Source organism: Metallibacterium scheffleri, assembly GCF_002077135.1.
Classification (GTDB): Bacteria; Pseudomonadota; Gammaproteobacteria; order Xanthomonadales; family Rhodanobacteraceae; genus Metallibacterium; species Metallibacterium scheffleri.
The window spans coordinates 711,667-726,767 of the sequence record NZ_LDOS01000002.1 but is presented as its reverse complement, the minus strand read 5'-3'; the positions used below and the strand labels follow the sequence as shown (position 1 = coordinate 726,767).

The 15,101-nt window shown below is 62.8% G+C and carries 14 protein-coding genes; 3 read left to right on the top strand and 11 right to left on the bottom strand.

From position 1 onward, the window contains the following. Window positions 1–153: 153 nt before the first annotated feature. From Mschef_RS08385 to Mschef_RS08355, 7 genes are all read right to left on the bottom strand, one after another. Complete coding sequence (locus tag Mschef_RS08385; RefSeq protein WP_081127410.1) at window positions 154–3,366, bottom strand: type I restriction endonuclease subunit R; 3,213 nt, start codon at window positions 3,364–3,366, stop codon at window positions 154–156. 43 nt (window positions 3,367–3,409) lie between these two features. Continuing rightward, window positions 3,410–3,607 carry a hypothetical protein gene (locus Mschef_RS08380; protein WP_081127408.1) on the bottom strand — a complete coding sequence of 66 codons (198 nt, stop codon included), beginning with the start codon at window positions 3,605–3,607 and terminating at the stop codon, window positions 3,410–3,412. Beyond that, entirely contained in the window at window positions 3,604–4,125 is a 522-nt protein-coding gene (locus Mschef_RS08375; protein WP_081127405.1) for an ATPase, read from the bottom strand. Before Mschef_RS08375 ends, Mschef_RS08380 begins: the two co-directional genes overlap by 4 nt. Next, the gene (locus Mschef_RS08370; protein ID WP_168708983.1) at window positions 4,122–5,288 is read right to left on the bottom strand and encodes a restriction endonuclease subunit S; all 1,167 of its coding nucleotides are present in this window, start codon (window positions 5,286–5,288) and stop codon (window positions 4,122–4,124) included. The genes Mschef_RS08375 and Mschef_RS08370 overlap by 4 nt, the downstream gene beginning before the upstream one ends. An 11-nt stretch (window positions 5,289–5,299) precedes the next feature. Then, the gene (locus Mschef_RS08365) at window positions 5,300–6,862 is read right to left on the bottom strand and encodes a type I restriction-modification system subunit M (RefSeq protein WP_081127399.1); all 1,563 of its coding nucleotides are present in this window, start codon (window positions 6,860–6,862) and stop codon (window positions 5,300–5,302) included. A 107-nt stretch (window positions 6,863–6,969) separates the two neighbouring features. After that, on the bottom strand, window positions 6,970–7,602 hold the full coding sequence (locus Mschef_RS08360; protein ID WP_081127396.1) for an SOS response-associated peptidase: 633 nt from the start codon (window positions 7,600–7,602) through the stop codon (window positions 6,970–6,972). Between the two features lie 307 nt (window positions 7,603–7,909). Further along, window positions 7,910–8,620 (bottom strand): hypothetical protein, encoded by a 711-nt coding sequence (locus tag Mschef_RS08355; protein ID WP_081127394.1) that lies wholly within the window; start codon window positions 8,618–8,620, stop codon window positions 7,910–7,912. A 278-nt stretch (window positions 8,621–8,898) separates the two neighbouring features. On the opposite strand from Mschef_RS08355, the gene Mschef_RS08350 reads away from it, so the two are divergent. Then, window positions 8,899–9,996: an IS110 family RNA-guided transposase gene (locus Mschef_RS08350; RefSeq protein ID WP_081126072.1), complete on the top strand. Its 1,098-nt coding sequence runs from the start codon at window positions 8,899–8,901 to the stop codon at window positions 9,994–9,996. Window positions 9,997–10,350: 354 nt separating this feature from the next. Here Mschef_RS08350 and Mschef_RS17240 read toward each other — a convergent pair whose 3' ends face one another. From Mschef_RS17240 to Mschef_RS08345, 3 genes are all read right to left on the bottom strand, one after another. Continuing rightward, a complete protein-coding gene (locus tag Mschef_RS17240) occupies window positions 10,351–10,899 on the bottom strand; it encodes a hypothetical protein (RefSeq protein WP_136256353.1) in 549 nt (182 codons plus the stop codon). Between the two features lie 144 nt (window positions 10,900–11,043). After that, window positions 11,044–11,622, bottom strand: coding sequence for a hypothetical protein (locus tag Mschef_RS17235; RefSeq protein WP_136256352.1), 579 nt, complete (start codon window positions 11,620–11,622; stop codon window positions 11,044–11,046). A gap of 141 nt (window positions 11,623–11,763) precedes the next feature. Then, window positions 11,764–12,423: a hypothetical protein gene (locus Mschef_RS08345; RefSeq protein ID WP_136256351.1), complete on the bottom strand. Its 660-nt coding sequence runs from the start codon at window positions 12,421–12,423 to the stop codon at window positions 11,764–11,766. 115 nt (window positions 12,424–12,538) lie between these two features. Here Mschef_RS08345 and Mschef_RS08340 point away from each other — a divergent pair, with 115 nt between their 5' ends. Further along, entirely contained in the window at window positions 12,539–13,150 is a 612-nt protein-coding gene (locus Mschef_RS08340; RefSeq protein ID WP_081127388.1) for a LexA family protein, read from the top strand. Window positions 13,151–13,189: 39 nt separating this feature from the next. Next, complete coding sequence (locus tag Mschef_RS08335) at window positions 13,190–14,482, top strand: Y-family DNA polymerase (RefSeq protein WP_081127385.1); 1,293 nt, start codon at window positions 13,190–13,192, stop codon at window positions 14,480–14,482. Between the two features lie 195 nt (window positions 14,483–14,677). Here Mschef_RS08335 and Mschef_RS08330 read toward each other — a convergent pair whose 3' ends face one another. Next, a complete protein-coding gene (locus tag Mschef_RS08330; protein WP_136256350.1) occupies window positions 14,678–15,025 on the bottom strand; it encodes a hypothetical protein in 348 nt (115 codons plus the stop codon). Between the last annotated feature and the right edge of the window lie 76 nt (window positions 15,026–15,101).

Sequence of the window (15,101 nt, the reverse complement as noted above, 5' to 3'; positions counted from 1 at the left end):
GTTGGCATTCGCGCCGAAGGCGCGATTTATCTTGCTGTTTTCGGATCAAGTGGCTTGAGATTTTTCATCTCTCGATTCCACGACCCCGCGTGCCCGGACTTCAATGAAAAAGTCCTGCATCGATAAGATCAATTGTCAGGTGTACGCATCGCCTTACTGCGTCGCGCTGGGCTGATAACTACTCCGCACCGCGCCGCTGTAGTGGTCGTAGATGTGGGCGAAGGTGCGCGCGAATTTCTCCTGCTGCACTTCGCGCGTGTAGGCCGGCGGCAGCTGGCGCATCTGCAGGCGAATGGCCTGCATCACCGCCGCCTTGGCCTGCTGCTTTTCGCGCCAGTCCAGCACCAGCTTCTCGCGCTTGAGCGTGGCCAGCAGTTCGCGGCACACGCGCTTGACCTCGGCCTGTTCGGCGTTGCTCAGCTTCGGCTCGGGCTTGGTGAGGATGTCGAACAGCGCCAGTTCCTCCTCGCTCAGGTTCTCGGCCACGGCGCGCTGTTCTTCCGCGCTCAGGTCGCGGGCGAACTGCACCAGCTCGTCGAACAGTTCCTCGATGTTCCTGCTGCCGGCATTGTACTCGTCGATCAGCTGCTGGAACTTCTCGGCCAGGTCCACGCGCGATGGATTGATCTGCAGCATCGGGTTCAGACGACCCTCGATCAGGCGGCGCAGCTTCTCGACCTCGGTGCGCTTGTGGCCCTGCGCAAACTTGTCCTGCAGCGCCTTGAAGTCGATCTCGGACAGATTGATCAGCGCCTCGGGCTGGCTGGCCGGGGCGATGTGGTAGCCCTCGGTGGCAATCGAATCGTTGAGCAGCGCCTCCACGTCACCCATCACGGCGCTGATGTCGGGCTGGCCGGTTTCGGCGCGGATCTTGGCGGCGAGATAGCTCACCAGCACCGCCATCGGCGCCAGCTCGTGCGCCAGCGGATCGGGCAGGATGGCCTTGAACAGGCGCGCCACCTGTTCGGCCAGGCGCAGGTAATGCTTCTTGTCGGCGTCGCTGACCAGCAGCGCCTCCACCGCATCGGCAATCAGCCCGATGCGCGCAAAGCCCTGCGCGCCGGCGATGGCATCCAGGCTCACGCCATGCTGGGCGGCGAAGGTCTGCGCGTCCTGCAGCGCCGCGCGCAGCGCCTGCACCAGCTCGGCCTTGTCGAGGATGGGCGAGGCCTGTCCGGACGCTCCGGGCTGGGCGTACACGGCCAGCGCGTTCTGCAGCGCACGGAAGATGCCGACGTAATCGACGATCAGCCCCGATTCCTTGCCCGGCGCCACGCGGTTGGCGCGCGCGATGGTCTGCATCAGGGTGTGCGCACGCATCGGCTTGTCGAGATAGATCGTCGAGCAGGTCGGCACGTCGAAGCCGGTGATCCACATCGCGCACACAAACACCAGGCGCAGCGGGTCGGCCTCGTCCTTGAACTTCTCGTCGAGTTTTTCCTTCAGCAGGCGCTGACGGTGCGGGGTGATGTTCAGGCCCTTTCCGGCCAGGTCTTCCACCTCGTTCTGGCCCTGTGACACGACCACGGCCATGTCCGTGGTTTCCATCAAGCGAATGCGCGCGATTAGTGCCTCGCGCGCATCGCCATGGGCCGGCTCCAGCGCCGCCTGCAGCCGCGCGATCTCGGCTTCCCAGTGCACCTGCACCTTGTCGTACATGCGCACCGCGGTGGCCTTGTCGATGCACACCATCATCGCCTTGCCGCGATAGCCGCGGCCGACAAAGTGCCGCACCACGTCCTCGGCGATCGCCTCCAGTCGGTCCTCGCGGGTGATGATGTGGTACTCACGGCCGAACTCGCGCTCCAGCTTCTTCTCCTGATCCTCGTCCAGCTCGGCGGCTTCGAGCAGGGTTTCCAGATCGCGGTTGAGGTCGGCGTTGGTGAGCTGCACCTCGGGGATGCGGTTCTCGTAGTACAGCGGCACAGTCGCGCCGTCCTCGATCGAGCGCGCGAAGTCGTACACGCTCACGTAGTCGCCGAACACCTCGCGCGTGCGCTCTTCCTCGCCGGCGATCAGGGGCGTGCCGGTGAAGCCGATGAAACCAGCGTTGGGCAGAGCGTTGCGCATGTTCAGCGCGAACACGTCGTACTGGCTGCGGTGCGCCTCGTCGGTGATCACGATCACGTCGGAGCGGTCGGAGAGTTGCAGGTAGGGCTGTCCCGGCTCGTTCCTGAATTTCTGGATCAGGGTGAAGATGTAGCGCTCGCTGCCGCGCAGGAGTTGCTTGAGGTGCTCGCCGCTGGTCGCGCGCACGTCCTCGCGCGCGGTGGCGCCGGTGGCCTTGAAGGTCTTGCTGATCTGCGCGTCCAGTTCCTCGCGGTCGGTCACGACGACGAAGGTGCAACTGCCCAGCACGCGGCGCAGCACCTTCTGCGTGAAGAACACCATCGACAGACTCTTGCCGGAACCCTGGGTGTGCCAGAACACGCCCAGACGCTTGCGCTCGGCCGGCTCGCTGGCACGCAGTTCCTGCAGCCGCGCGATGGCTTTGTTCACGCCGAGGAACTGGTGATTCTTGGCGGTCTTCTTCACCAGGCCGCCCTTGGCCTCCTCGAACAGGGTGAAGTTTTCCACGTAGTCCAGCAGCCGCGCCGGGGTCAGCAGGCCGCGCAGGGCGCGCTCCAGGCTCACCGTGCCGGCATTCGGGCCGAGCACTTCGGCCTCGTCGTCCACCCGCTTCCAGTCGAAAAAGTGTTCCCAGGCGCTGGTCAGCGTGCCCACGCGCGTGTCGCTGCCGTTGCTCAGCAGGATGAAGGCGTTGGGGTGGAACAGTTGCGGAATGCTCTGCCCGCGGTAGTCGCGCAGGTTGTCGTCGAAGGCGCTCTTCAGCGGCACGCTGGGCTTTTTCAGCTCGATGAACACCAGCGGCAGGCCGTTGACGAAGCCCAGCAGATCGCAGCGGCGGCGGTACATGTCGCCCGCCACCCACATCTGCGAAGCAAGAAAGAACTCGTTGTTGTCCGGTGTGGACCAGTCAATCACGCGCAGGGTGACGGTCTCCTGGCCGCCGTGCGCATCCGGCAGGCTCACCTTCACCCCGTCCTTCAGCAGCCGGTACAGCTCACGGTTGGCGTTGACGGCCAGTTGCGTGCTGCGCTCGGCGCGGATTTGCTCGATGGCCTGCGCATACGCTGCGTCCGGCAGGCCCGGGTTGAGCCGCTGCAAGGCCGCGCGCAGGCGGCGGGTGAGGATGACCTGATGCTCGCTCTCGCGGCCTTCGCTGCCGTGCTCGCCGAAGGTTTCTGCGAACAGGTTGGTGTGCGTCCAGCCCAGCGACTCCAGCAGCGCGATGGCCGGCAGTTCCACCAGCAGCAGCTCGCCGTAGCCAGCGGCGATATTGCGGACGGTGGGGATGCGGGTCATGCGTCGGGGCCGCTGGCGGACAAGGCGACAGGCGGCGGGCTGTTCATTTCGTCGCAGCGGGCTTTGCCGGCAGCGGTGCGCCGATGTTCACCATCTTGCCGTCGAGCCACACATGGCAGGGCGTGCCGGTGCGCAGCGCCAGTTCGCGCGCGATGTGAGCGGCGCGGCGCAGGGCGGGCAGCACTTTCTGCAAATCGGGGTCGCACAGCATGATCGTCGATTGTGGCTTGGGTGTGCTCATGAGTTCTCCTGTCCGGCCAGCAGCACCGGCTCGTTGCCTGCATTGTCATACAGCGCCCAGGCGTTGACCAAAGGCTTGTAAACGCCCTCGAAGTTGCGCAGCCCGGCATCGAAGCGGCGGCGGACAATGGCCGCGGGGATGCCGTGGCCGCCTTGCGCCACGCGGTCGGCCACGCGCTGCACCGCCATGTCGGCGCTGGGCAGCGACAGGAACACCAGCGCGACGTGATAGCCCAGCGCGCGCCATCGCGGAATCTGCCGCGCGTAGCCGTGGCCGCTCAGCGTGGTTTCAAAGGCAAAGCTGCGGCCACGCACCACGCGCGCGGCAATTTCTTCCAGCATCAGGCGCCCGGCACGCAGCGCGGCGGCTTCCGGGTGAAAGGGCGACAGCCCGGCGGCGATCAGGTCGGCGTTGACGAAATCGCGGTAATCGGCCTCGGGCAGGAACACGCGGGCGAAGGTGGTTTTGCCCGCGCCATTCGGCCCAGCGATGATCAGGATGCGGCGCGGCGCGCTCATGCGACGACGGCCTGCGGCTCGGGCAGGTCGGACACGTCCAGCTCACCGGAGATCAGCCGGGGCAGCAGCAGGTCGCGGGTGGTGCGGAGGTTGTGGTTCTTTCGAGACAGCACGCGGGTAAGACCGAGAAGACTTGCGCAAGTATTTGCAAAACGCGCGAGCAGATCAGGCGATGGAACAAGCAGAGGCAAGGCGTATGCCTGATTGCGATTCAGCCCCGGAACCGCAGCATCATTGTTCAGAAAATTCTGCTGCTGCAGGTTGAAAAAGACGAAATGCAGCGGCAACGCAGACTTGACGTAGAACACCGTATCGATGGGGAAGAAAGGCACATCGCACCAATGCACGCTGCCGACGTTGCCCTTGCGCCCGACGATGATTCCAGGGCCGTCCACAAGACTGAAGGAGTGGAGCCCGACGACGCCACTGGACCCATATACAGGTATGTCTCCTTCAACACGGTCCTCCGCCTTGAGTGCCTTACCGTAGGCAAGTTCGATTTCGTCGCCAAGCCGACACACGCGCCACCCTTCCGGCACCGGGCCCACCTCGGACTCGACCATGCGGGTTTGCTCGTGGCCGGGGAAGCGGAAGCGCACGAACCATTCCTCGTAGATGCGCCGTGCCATCTCCTCCAGAATCGCGATGCGCCGCATGTTGTTCTCGATCAGGTCGTCGTAGGCGGAGAGGATGGCGGCGATGCGGCGTTGACGCTCCACTTGTAGAAACGGAATCTCGATGTCATTGACCTTGTAGATCCCGAGCTTCGGCTGGGCGGCTCCCGCCGCAGACAACTTCATCTGCTGCTGCGCGTCCGGAGAGAGGAGCGCGTAGGCCAGAAAGCGACTGTCAAGGTTGAGCGTGGTCGGAATCAACTTGACGGCGTTTTCCGTCAAGTTCGCACCATCGAGTTCCGGTGGCGTAATTCCAACGTCCCCAATGTTCCCGACGATGGTGATGCACACGTCGCCGACTTGAACGGTATACCTACGAATCTTCTCGAATACATCGTCAGTGATGTAGAACTGCTCACTCGCTCGGATGCGGCCGCCCCTGATGTCTTGCCCTCTGATGTAAGGGTGACTGGTCGGCTCAGTGGAAAACGCCGCACCTGACGGAAGACGTTTCCCACCCTTCACATCTACAACCTTTGCCAGCTTCACCCGTACGATCGTCATCGGGGCAACTCTGAAAGGGCTTCGAATACTCGCTCTTCGAGTGCCTTCGCTTTTGCAGACAGTTCCACGAAGTCAGCCTCAAGATCAGCAATGCGTTCAGCAAAATCAAAACTATCCGCCGCCCGCTCACCTACGCCGACATAGCGGCCCGGATTCAGGCTCCAGCCCTGCGCCTCGATCTCGGCGCGCGTGGCGGCCTTGCACAGCCCGGCCACGTCGCGGTAGCGGCCATCAGGAAACTTCTCGGCCAGCAACGCGGCGCTGCCGGCGTCCGTCTCCGGTACCTCGCCGCGGTACAGGCGCACGATGTTGGCGAGGAACTCCAGTTGCTCGGCGGTGAATTCGCGGATGGCGCGGGTGACTTGCTTGAAGTAGGGGCGCGCGTCGATGAACAGCATGTTGTCTTGGCGCGGGCCGCTGCGTTTGCTCTTGTCGAAAAACCACAGCGTGCACGGCAGAGCGACGGTGTAGAAGAAATTGCTGCCGACGCTGACGATGACGTCCACCGCGCCGCCCTGGATGAGCTTCTTGCGGATCTCCAGCTCGCTGCCGCGCGCGTCGCCGGCCGAGTTGGCCATGACGAAGCCGGCGCGGCCGCTGTCGTTGAGCGCGGCGTGGAAGAGCTGGATCCACAAGTAGTTGGCGTTGTCGGTGCTGGGCAGACCCAGCGCGAAGCGGGCGTCGTCCTTGAGGCGGTCCTTGTCCACGCCGGAGACGTTAAACGGCGGATTGGCCATGACGAAGTCGAAGCGGCCGTTGATGTGGGCGCCGCGCCCGGACACGGCCTTGTGCGGATCTTCGTAATAGGTGTTGCTTTCGCGGATGTCGCCGGACAGGCCGTGCACGGCGAGGTTCATCTTGGCCAGCTTGACCGTGTCGGCGGCTTTCTCGGTGCCGAACACGGTGAGCTCGGTGGTGGCGTTGCGCTGGTGACGGCGCACGAATTCGGCGGACTGCACGAACATGCCGCCGGAGCCGCAGGCGGGATCAAAAATGCGGCCATGAAACGGCTGGATGATTTCCACGATCAGCCGCACGATGCTGCTGGGCGTGTAGAACACGCCGCCCTTCTGGCCTTCCTTGAGCGCGAAGTTGCCGAGGAAGTATTCGTACACCTTGCCGAAGGCGTCGCCTTGCAGGTCCAGCGGGGCCAGCAGGCGCAGCAGTTCCACCAGGGTGGCGTTGGGCAGCAGGTTGTAGCCGCGCGGCAGCACGCCGCGCAGTTCGGGGTTGTGGTCCTCGACCAGCGTCATGGCGCGGGTGATATGGCGGCCGAGATCCGCGCCCTCGGTGAGCGATTGCAAATACGCGAAGCGCGCATCATCTGGCAAATACAGCACGCCCTCGGCCTGGTAGTCCATCGGCTCGCGGTCGGCGGGCGCGATACCCTTGGCGGCGAGCGCCGCATCGGCCTCGGCGTAGCGCGTGTCGGCGTAGCGCAGGAAAATCAGCCCCAGCACGGGCGTGGAAAACTCGGACGGCTTCAGCCCGGTGTTGGCCCAAAGCTGATCGGCAGCCGCCCACAGGCGGTTCTCCACGGCGACGAGATCGGATGTCACAGAGCGTCCTTTTCAGCGATACAAGGCCACGTTGCCGCAGCAGGTTCGAGTGCGGCAAAGTATCCCACTCGCGGCCCCATCTTCAGAGAGGTGTCCACGTACTGGGCTCAAGCAATGACCGCAATACACTCGGCGCCCTCACGTCCAGCAATCTTGGCAGCATCACTGACGCGCCATCCGTGCAAGCTTGCGGCAACGCGTGTGCCAGCCTGCGCAAGCACCTCGCGCCCCGCCCATTGTGGATCAATCCACTGCAGGACTTGATCCGCTGGCACCAGCACGGGACTGCGATCGTGGACGCGCGCCACCGGATCGACCGGGCTGCGGGTGAGGATGGCAAAGCCGGCTTCCTGGGCCACGGCGCCAAGGAACAGCGGACTGCGATCGTTGGCCTCGAAGTACCACCACGGCCGATGCTTCTCGGTCTTGGCACCTTCGGGTTCGTAGAAGCCCGAGGCCAGCACCACACAGCGGTGCTGCGCGAACGGCTCGCAATACTCCGGCACGACCTGCGCGGTCTCGCTGCGCACATTGATGCGGTTGCCGCGCGAGGTCGGGAAGCGCCACGGCAGTTCGTTGAAGACAACTTCGCCCTGCGCATCGCGCGCCAGCAGCCAGGCCGGCGTTCCCGGCGCGATGTTGTAGCGGGGTCCATCGAGGGCTTCGACTCGCGGGGCCAGAACACCCGCCGCCTCGGCAAAGACCGGCAATGGCTGGTAACGGGCGAAGCGTCCACACATGCCGCTACGCTGCACCTGGCGCCGGACGGATGCAAGGCAGCTGTCAGGTCATAGTGCGGATTCTGGCCGGGCTGACCCGCTGTGCTGCTATTCGATGGCCACTTTGATGTGGCACTGCTGCTGGAGACATCTTTGAAAAGATGAGCCGTTATCGGCGCCAGGTTTCGGGATCGGCGTCAATCGGCCCGAAGCAGACGGTCACTATCATCGTTTTTTATTCAACTGGCCGCGTAAACGGGGTAGAACTCCTGCAACATTCCTAGCAGCCTGTCGAACTTGAACGCCCCTTCAACGCATGCGGAAAAGCTCAACATGACTGGGGCTTTCCTATCAGCCCCCAGTCGAATAGCGCGAGCATGGTGTGTCCCTGACCATCGTCAATTTGCGCCTTCTTTGGATGGTAGCTCAGCCGATCGTAAGTCAGCGGCAGCCCAGAATTGCTAAAGCCCAACCCGTTGGTTCTAAGCACATCGAGAAAGTGAGTCTGAAGCAAAAGAAAGAACGTGGCTCCGTGGAGGTAGACTATCGCGCCCATGCATTCTCGTGGCGTTCCGTCTTCCGTGCCCATCCATGCGAGGGTTATACCTGCTTGCTCTGTGCTCACAGGTTCGTAGCCATCGACGCGCAGCAAGTAGAGGCCGCATCCATGTGGCAAAGGCTCCAATCCGAACGCGTTGCGGACTAGATCTTGGTTTGGTAGCCACCTGTTCGCGTGGGCGAACCCTGCGGCCATGTGATTTATAACGGTCTTGAGTGCCCAACGCTCAAGCAACAATCCACTCAGGTGAACCGTTGTGTGTCGTGCCCCATCAACAAACTGATGGAGCCCTTCAGCAAGCTTCTTCGCTTCGCTATCGAGCGGGCTCAATCTGGAGTTGTGACGCTCGCAGAGAATTCGTGCCTTCGGCCAATCAAACCCAATCAGTTGATCGGGCATGTTAGCCATGCCCTTGACTGCCATTTCAGTTTTCGACCCCTTTCGGGAAATCGCCCTGCTAAAGATATGCTCCTTGGACATGGAGCCGGCGCAGTCACCAAGGCTGTTCGCCCAACATTTTCGGTGCGGCTCGGGATTTGTCATGTCGTGAACATCCCTCGGAGCCCCACGGATTGCGAATCCGCCGTAAATAGCGTCGACGCATTTGTTGAGCGCCCTAACATCGCCGATGACGCGCCGGTAAAACCGCGAAGTGAGATTCTTGGTCGCTGCACATCGAGTAAAAAGAGACTTCCCGCTTCCAACGGCCTCGAGGGCCATGATGGTTTTTACAACCGTCAGCAGAAGGGGAAGTCTCGATGAGCACTATAACCATGGGCGTGGATTTGGCGAAGAACCTGTTTTCCGTATGTGCGGTGGATGGCGCCGGACACGTGCAGCGGCGGCAGGATCTCGGGCGTGAAGCGTTTGCGCTGTGGCTGGCGCAGGTGCCGGCCGGCACCGTGGTGGCGATGGAGGCATGCAGTGGCGCGCACCATTGGGCGCGGCGCTGTCTGGAGGTCGGTCTGCAGCCGCGCTTGATGGCGGCGCAGTTCGTGACGCCGTTCCGCAAGAGCCGCACACTGAAGAACGACCGCAACGACGCCGAGGCGATTGCCACGGCGGCACGCCAGGGCAACATGCGCTTTGTGCCGGTCAAGTCGGTCGAGCAGCAGGCGCGGCTGGCATGGCATCGGGTGCGCGAGGGCTACAAGACCGAAGGGCTGGAGATCAGCAACCGCCTGCGCGGTCTGCTGGCCGAGTTTGGCATCGTGATGGCGCAGGGTGACCGGGCGTTGCGCATCGCCTTGGCGGATCTCGACGCAGCGGCATCGTTGCCTGCGGAGCTGAAGGAACTGCTGCGCGATCTCAGCGCGCACTGGGCGCAGGTGCGCGACCGCATCGCCGCGTGCGATGCGCGCATCGAAGCGCACGCCAAGGCGGATGAGCGCTGCGTGCGGCTGCGCGCGCTGATCGGCATTGGCCCGCTCACCGCCGATGCGATGGTGGCGAGCGTCGGCTCGGCCAAGGAGTTCAAGAACGGCCGGCAACTGGCCGCATGGCTCGGCCTGGTGCCGACCCAGCACTCCAGCGGCGGGCACACCCGCCTGGGCACGATCAGTTGCCGCGGCGATGCCTACCTGCGCACGCTGCTGATCCAGGGCGCGCGCAGCAGCCTGCAGCGCGCCAAGGTGACTGCACAGGATCGGGCCACGCCCGAGCAGATCTGGATCCGCCAACTGGCGTGTCGGATGCCGTTCGGCAAGCTGCTGGTGGCGATTGCGAACAAACACGCGCGGCAACTGTGGGCGATGCTGGCGCGCGAGGAAGCCTACGACGCCGAGGCGTGGCTGAAGCACCCGATGGTGCAGCGCCCGGCCGGCAAGCGCGCGGTGAGGATCGCCGGCATGGCATGACACGAACGCACATCCTTTCACGTCAGCGCGAAGTGGTCGACAACGGTCAGACCGACCCGGAGAGAACCTGACTAACCTGCCGGACGTCACCCCGTGTTTCGGCTGATCCCCGAACACCGACGATACCGAAAGACGAACGAGGTCTCCGGGTGCGGTTTATACCCTGGTCCGCGCCAGCATCAGCGGCGCAACAAGACCGTTTATGGAAATGCAGTCTGACATTCGTTGCATCACCACGCAGCACTGACACGCACGACGCAGCAAAGAGGACAACACGATGACCAGCCATGGCCCGAAAGCTCAAGGCAAGAACCTCAAGCGCGCGGCGTTGACGGGAAGTCTCTTATGGGCATGTTAGGGCGTATGTGGCTGAGCAGCATCTGCTGGGTAGAGAACTTCGCGAAGTCCAAGCGATGCCAGCTCAACCTTGTGATCGTGAAAATTCTTGTCGCGACTCACTAGACACTCCCACTCGTGGTGAATGCACGACCATGCGACTAGCACGTCACACATGCGATTCCGCCACACGGAGTTTTCGTTGATGTTCGTGGGCGGTGCCGTCAGGATACCCGGAAACAGAATCTCCCGAATCTTCGATGCCAAAGCTATCATCTCGGCAGATGGCCACAGTGCATGATCCCAATAAAAAACATCCCAAATCGCCAATGGAAGGAGGTGATGTACGCCAGCGAGCCCGACGTTATTCAGTTTCGCATCAAACGCGCCAAAATCGCGACTCGCGATGCCAGTGGGTTGATTCTCTGATGCGCTTACCACGACCACCGCTAGTTCAACCTGTCTCTTCTTCCAAGCCCCAATTAGAGTCCTGACGTGGCGGGCATCCAGGCGATTCACTTCGAGATCGATGAGGCAGTTGGTATCCAGTGCCATCTTGCGTGTCATCAGAAAGGCCTAAAAAGAAATAGACCCCGGATCCGGGGAATAGCATCGGACGTTAGATCTTATTCGGCGTACTGTCAATCTGAAATTTCCCCGCTGGATCAATCGAATGAAGAACCTCGTGGCAAGCCGCGAGGTTCTTCATTTTCAATCATTTGCGTGGTTAGTTGATTCCGCATTCCTTATATATTTATCGACAGATTGAACAAAATCGGACGCACGATCTGATGCCGAATCTAGTGGTGATATTGGTAGCTGCTGTGCATCAGAAGGTTTGCCTCCTGGAGCAATCATCCATATTGCCGTGTTCGTTCCATTAAGCTTGAGCCAAATTAGATACTGGTAGTCTGGGTGTGCATATGGCTGACGCTGCGCAAATTCATCAATGACGGTTGTTTTGAAAACGCCTCTTTGCTGTAGAGCCTGGGCCATGCCGTAATAGCCATAATATTCAACTGTTTGTACATAATTTACGATCGTTTCAGAAGGATGCCCATGAGTCTTGACCGTTTGGCGGCACCATTCCAATGACGGAACAAACACAAGCGCAGATAAAGCAAGAGGCTTTGACAGCTTCGGTATAGCTATGACCTTGCCACGAATGTCAGTGCGCGCTGCTTGAATCGCGGCATTAGATGATGGGTATTGTTGTCCGTTATACGTATACGTTGTAGCACAACCTGCCAGCAACGCGGTCATTAGTACGAAAAGGAATATTTTAGCCATGATTGCACCCCATCTTTGAGTTTATACAAAAGATCATTAACTTCATAACTTTCACCAATAAGCACCGCTTCAATGTCCGGTTTGGGTCGCACTTTGCCATTCGCGGTGCCTTGATGCCAGTAGCTGCGGCATCGGTGCACGTCAGTGCACGGCCGATCCCTCTTTCTCCTCCAGCGCACCGATCTGCTCGCGCAGCACGCGCGCACCCAGGACGACGGCGTGGATCTCCTGCTCGGCGATGGCGGTCAGCTTGGTGATGTGTTTCCGGAGCCCTTCTAGGTCCTTGGCACTGGCAGGCTTCTCGGGATCCTCCAGCAACGCCTGCATGCCGGAGAAGATGCCGTCGAGCTCCATCAGGGTGTCGAGCGATTCGCCCATGGGTTCGGGAACTTCAAGATTCACCTGATCACCGAACACGCCGGTCAGAAACCCTTTCAGCTCTTCCGTGCGCGTCTCCGCCAGGCAGGCCAAGCTTTCGCGCGTCGCCCGGGCCGGGAACGTCATCAGCCGATAGGGATGGCCCTCGTCCTGATGCACGGTGAGCTCATTCCACAGTCCGTTGATCAGCGCACCGAGGAGCTCGTTGACTGCTTCGATGGACGCAAACGCCGGCAGCGCTCCATCCCAGATCCGCGCCAGCGTCTTCATCGGTTGTACGGGTTCGGTCGCGCACATCGCGCCCAGGAAGTGCGTGCGCACCGCGTGGTAAGGCATCGGGCAGTCGTAGCGCTCCAGCATCGCGAGGGCCTGCGCTTCGATGGTCCGGGTGCGGTTTCGCCTGGCGGCGGATGGTTTCGACACGATCGCTGTTCCTGAGGGTGAGTGTGAATGCTACCGCGAGGCCGCAACGGTGAGTGCTATGCGTGCGGGTAGCCCGATCTGCTAGGCTTGATTCACGTTCACGAATCAACGTCCCATGACCCCTCCTCCCTCCTCCCACGGCGGCCGCCGGCCCGGCGCGGGCCGCAAGCCCGGCTCCGGAAGCTATCGCGAACCAACGCAGCCGCTGCGAGTACCGCACAGTCAGGTGCCGACGGTGCTGGCGTATCTGGAGCACTGGAGAGCCGGTACGGTCCTGCCGCTGGAGCCCGGTACCGCGGTGGCCCAGGATGCGCGACCGCTGGCCGTCACCGGAACCACCGGCCCGATCCGCTTCAGCGCCGCGGTGCCGGCCGGCTTTCCGAGTCCGGCCGATGACTATGTGCAGGAGTGCATCGATCTCAACCGGCACCTGATCCGGCAGGGCCACGAGGCCGCCACGTTCATCCTGCGGGTCGAAGGCTGGTCGATGCTCGGCGCCGGCATCCATGACGGCGACGAGATCGTGGTCGATCGGGCCCTGAACCCCAGCGAAGGCAGAATCGTGGTCGCGGTCGTCAACGGCCAGCTGACGATCAAGCGCCTGCGCTTCCGGGAGGGCCAGCCGGTCCTGATCGCCGAGAACCCGCACTTTGCCGATCGCACCTTTGCCGAGGGCGAGGAGCTGGAGATCTGGGGCGTGGTCACCCGGGTGCTGCACAAGGTCTGAGGGGAGAACGGCCTCGGCAGGACGGGAGGATCAGGAGTCATGCAGCGCCGCATCGCCCTCGTCGACGTCAACAACTTCTATGTCTCCTGCGAGCGGGTGTTCAGGCCCGACCTCGAAGGCAAGCCGATCGTGGTGCTGTCCAACAACGACGGCTGCGTGGTCGCCCGCTCGGCGGAGGTCAAGGCGCTTGGTGTGCCGATGGGCCTGCCGTGGTTCCAGATGAAGGAACTGGCACGGGAGCACCGGATTCTGGCCTTCTCCTCCAACTACACCCTGTATGGCGACCTGTCGTCGCGGGTGATGGCGGTGCTGGGCCAGTTCGCGCCGGATCAGGAGGTCTACTCGATCGACGAGTCCTTCCTCGACTTCACCCGGCAGCCGCATCTGGATCTGACGGCGACGGGACAGACGATCCGCCAGCGGGTGAAGCAGTGGGTGGGTGTACCGGTCTCGGTCGGCATCGGATCGACCAAGACCCTGGCCAAGCTCGCCAACCATGTGGCCAAGAAGCGCGCCGACTGGAACGGCGTGTGCGATCTCGACACCCTGCCCGGGTCCGATATCGATGCCCTGCTGGCAAGCATCGAGGTACGCGAGGTCTGGGGCGTGGGTCGCAAGACGGCGATGAAACTCGCCGAGCAGGGTATCCGGTCGGTGGCGGATCTCCGGGCGGCCAATCCGCACCGGCTGCGCGAGCGCTATTCCGTGGTCATGGAGCGCACGGTGCGCGAGCTGCAGGGTGAATCCTGCATCGATCTGGAGGAGGACGCGCCGCCCCGGCAGCAGATCATCGCCAGCCGGTCGTTTGGCGCGCCGGTATGGACCGAGGCGGAGCTGGCGGAAAGTCTCCGTGCCTACATGGGCCGCGCGGCCGAGAAGCTGCGCCGCCAGCACGGCGTGGCCGGGCGCGTCGGCGTCTGGCTGGAGACCAACCGGCATCGATTGCAGGATGCGCAATACCACCCGAGTGCGACGTTACCGCTGCCGGCGCCGAGCGATGACACGGCCGTGCTCACGAAGGCGGCGATGACGGTCCTGCATCACCTCTACCGGGACGGCTATCGCTACGTCAAGGCCGGCGTGATGCTGCTGGAGCTGGGCGAGCGGAACGTCGAGCAGGGGCAATTGTTCGCGGATGCGCCGTCAGCGACAGATCCCCTCCGCACCGCCCTGATGGCCACCCTTGATCGCGTCAACGCACGCTGGGGCAAGGGTACGCTGGGCATCGGCAGTGCCGGACTCCGGCAACCGCGGCGCTGGGCGATGAAGCGCGGGACCATGACCCCGGCGTACACCACCAACTGGGACGACCTGGCGATCGTGAGGGCCTGACTCAAACCAAACAGCCTCCATGAAAGCCGGGGCGATTCATCCTCAAGCGACCCGTTGCGTAGTGGGCTCGACCCCAAAGAGCCCCGAAACCGTCGCGCGCACTCACGCCGGGTGAATCAGCTCGGACACTGCACAGATCAAGGATGGTTTTCATTTGCGGGCTCATGTGTACTCCTGTGGTCTGTGCGGGTGGGATCAGATGAATCCGGCCAGCGCTGGCAATGCGCCGATCATGGCCGCGACCGCGCAGGTGCTGGCGACAAGCACCAGCACGCGCTCGTGGTCCTGCGGCAGCACCAGTGCTTGGCGGGCGACCACGCAGGCGGTGGCGACTGCCGCACAGGCGAGGCCCACGGACAGCGGATCGTAGGGCGTGGTCGTGACTGCGTGGCCGAGTGCATACAGCGGGATCAGCGAGGCCATCAGCACGGCCACGTTCCGCCTGGCGTCGGCTCCGCTGCCATGCCCGGCAGCCATGAGGCCGGTGAGCGATGCGACGATGGCGGCGGCACTGGCCGCAGCAGGCTGCGGGAGCGACGGCATCAGCTGCTCGATGCCGATGGCGACAAGGGGCCAAGCCAGGATTGGCGCGCCCAGCCAGATCATGAGGCGCAGGCCG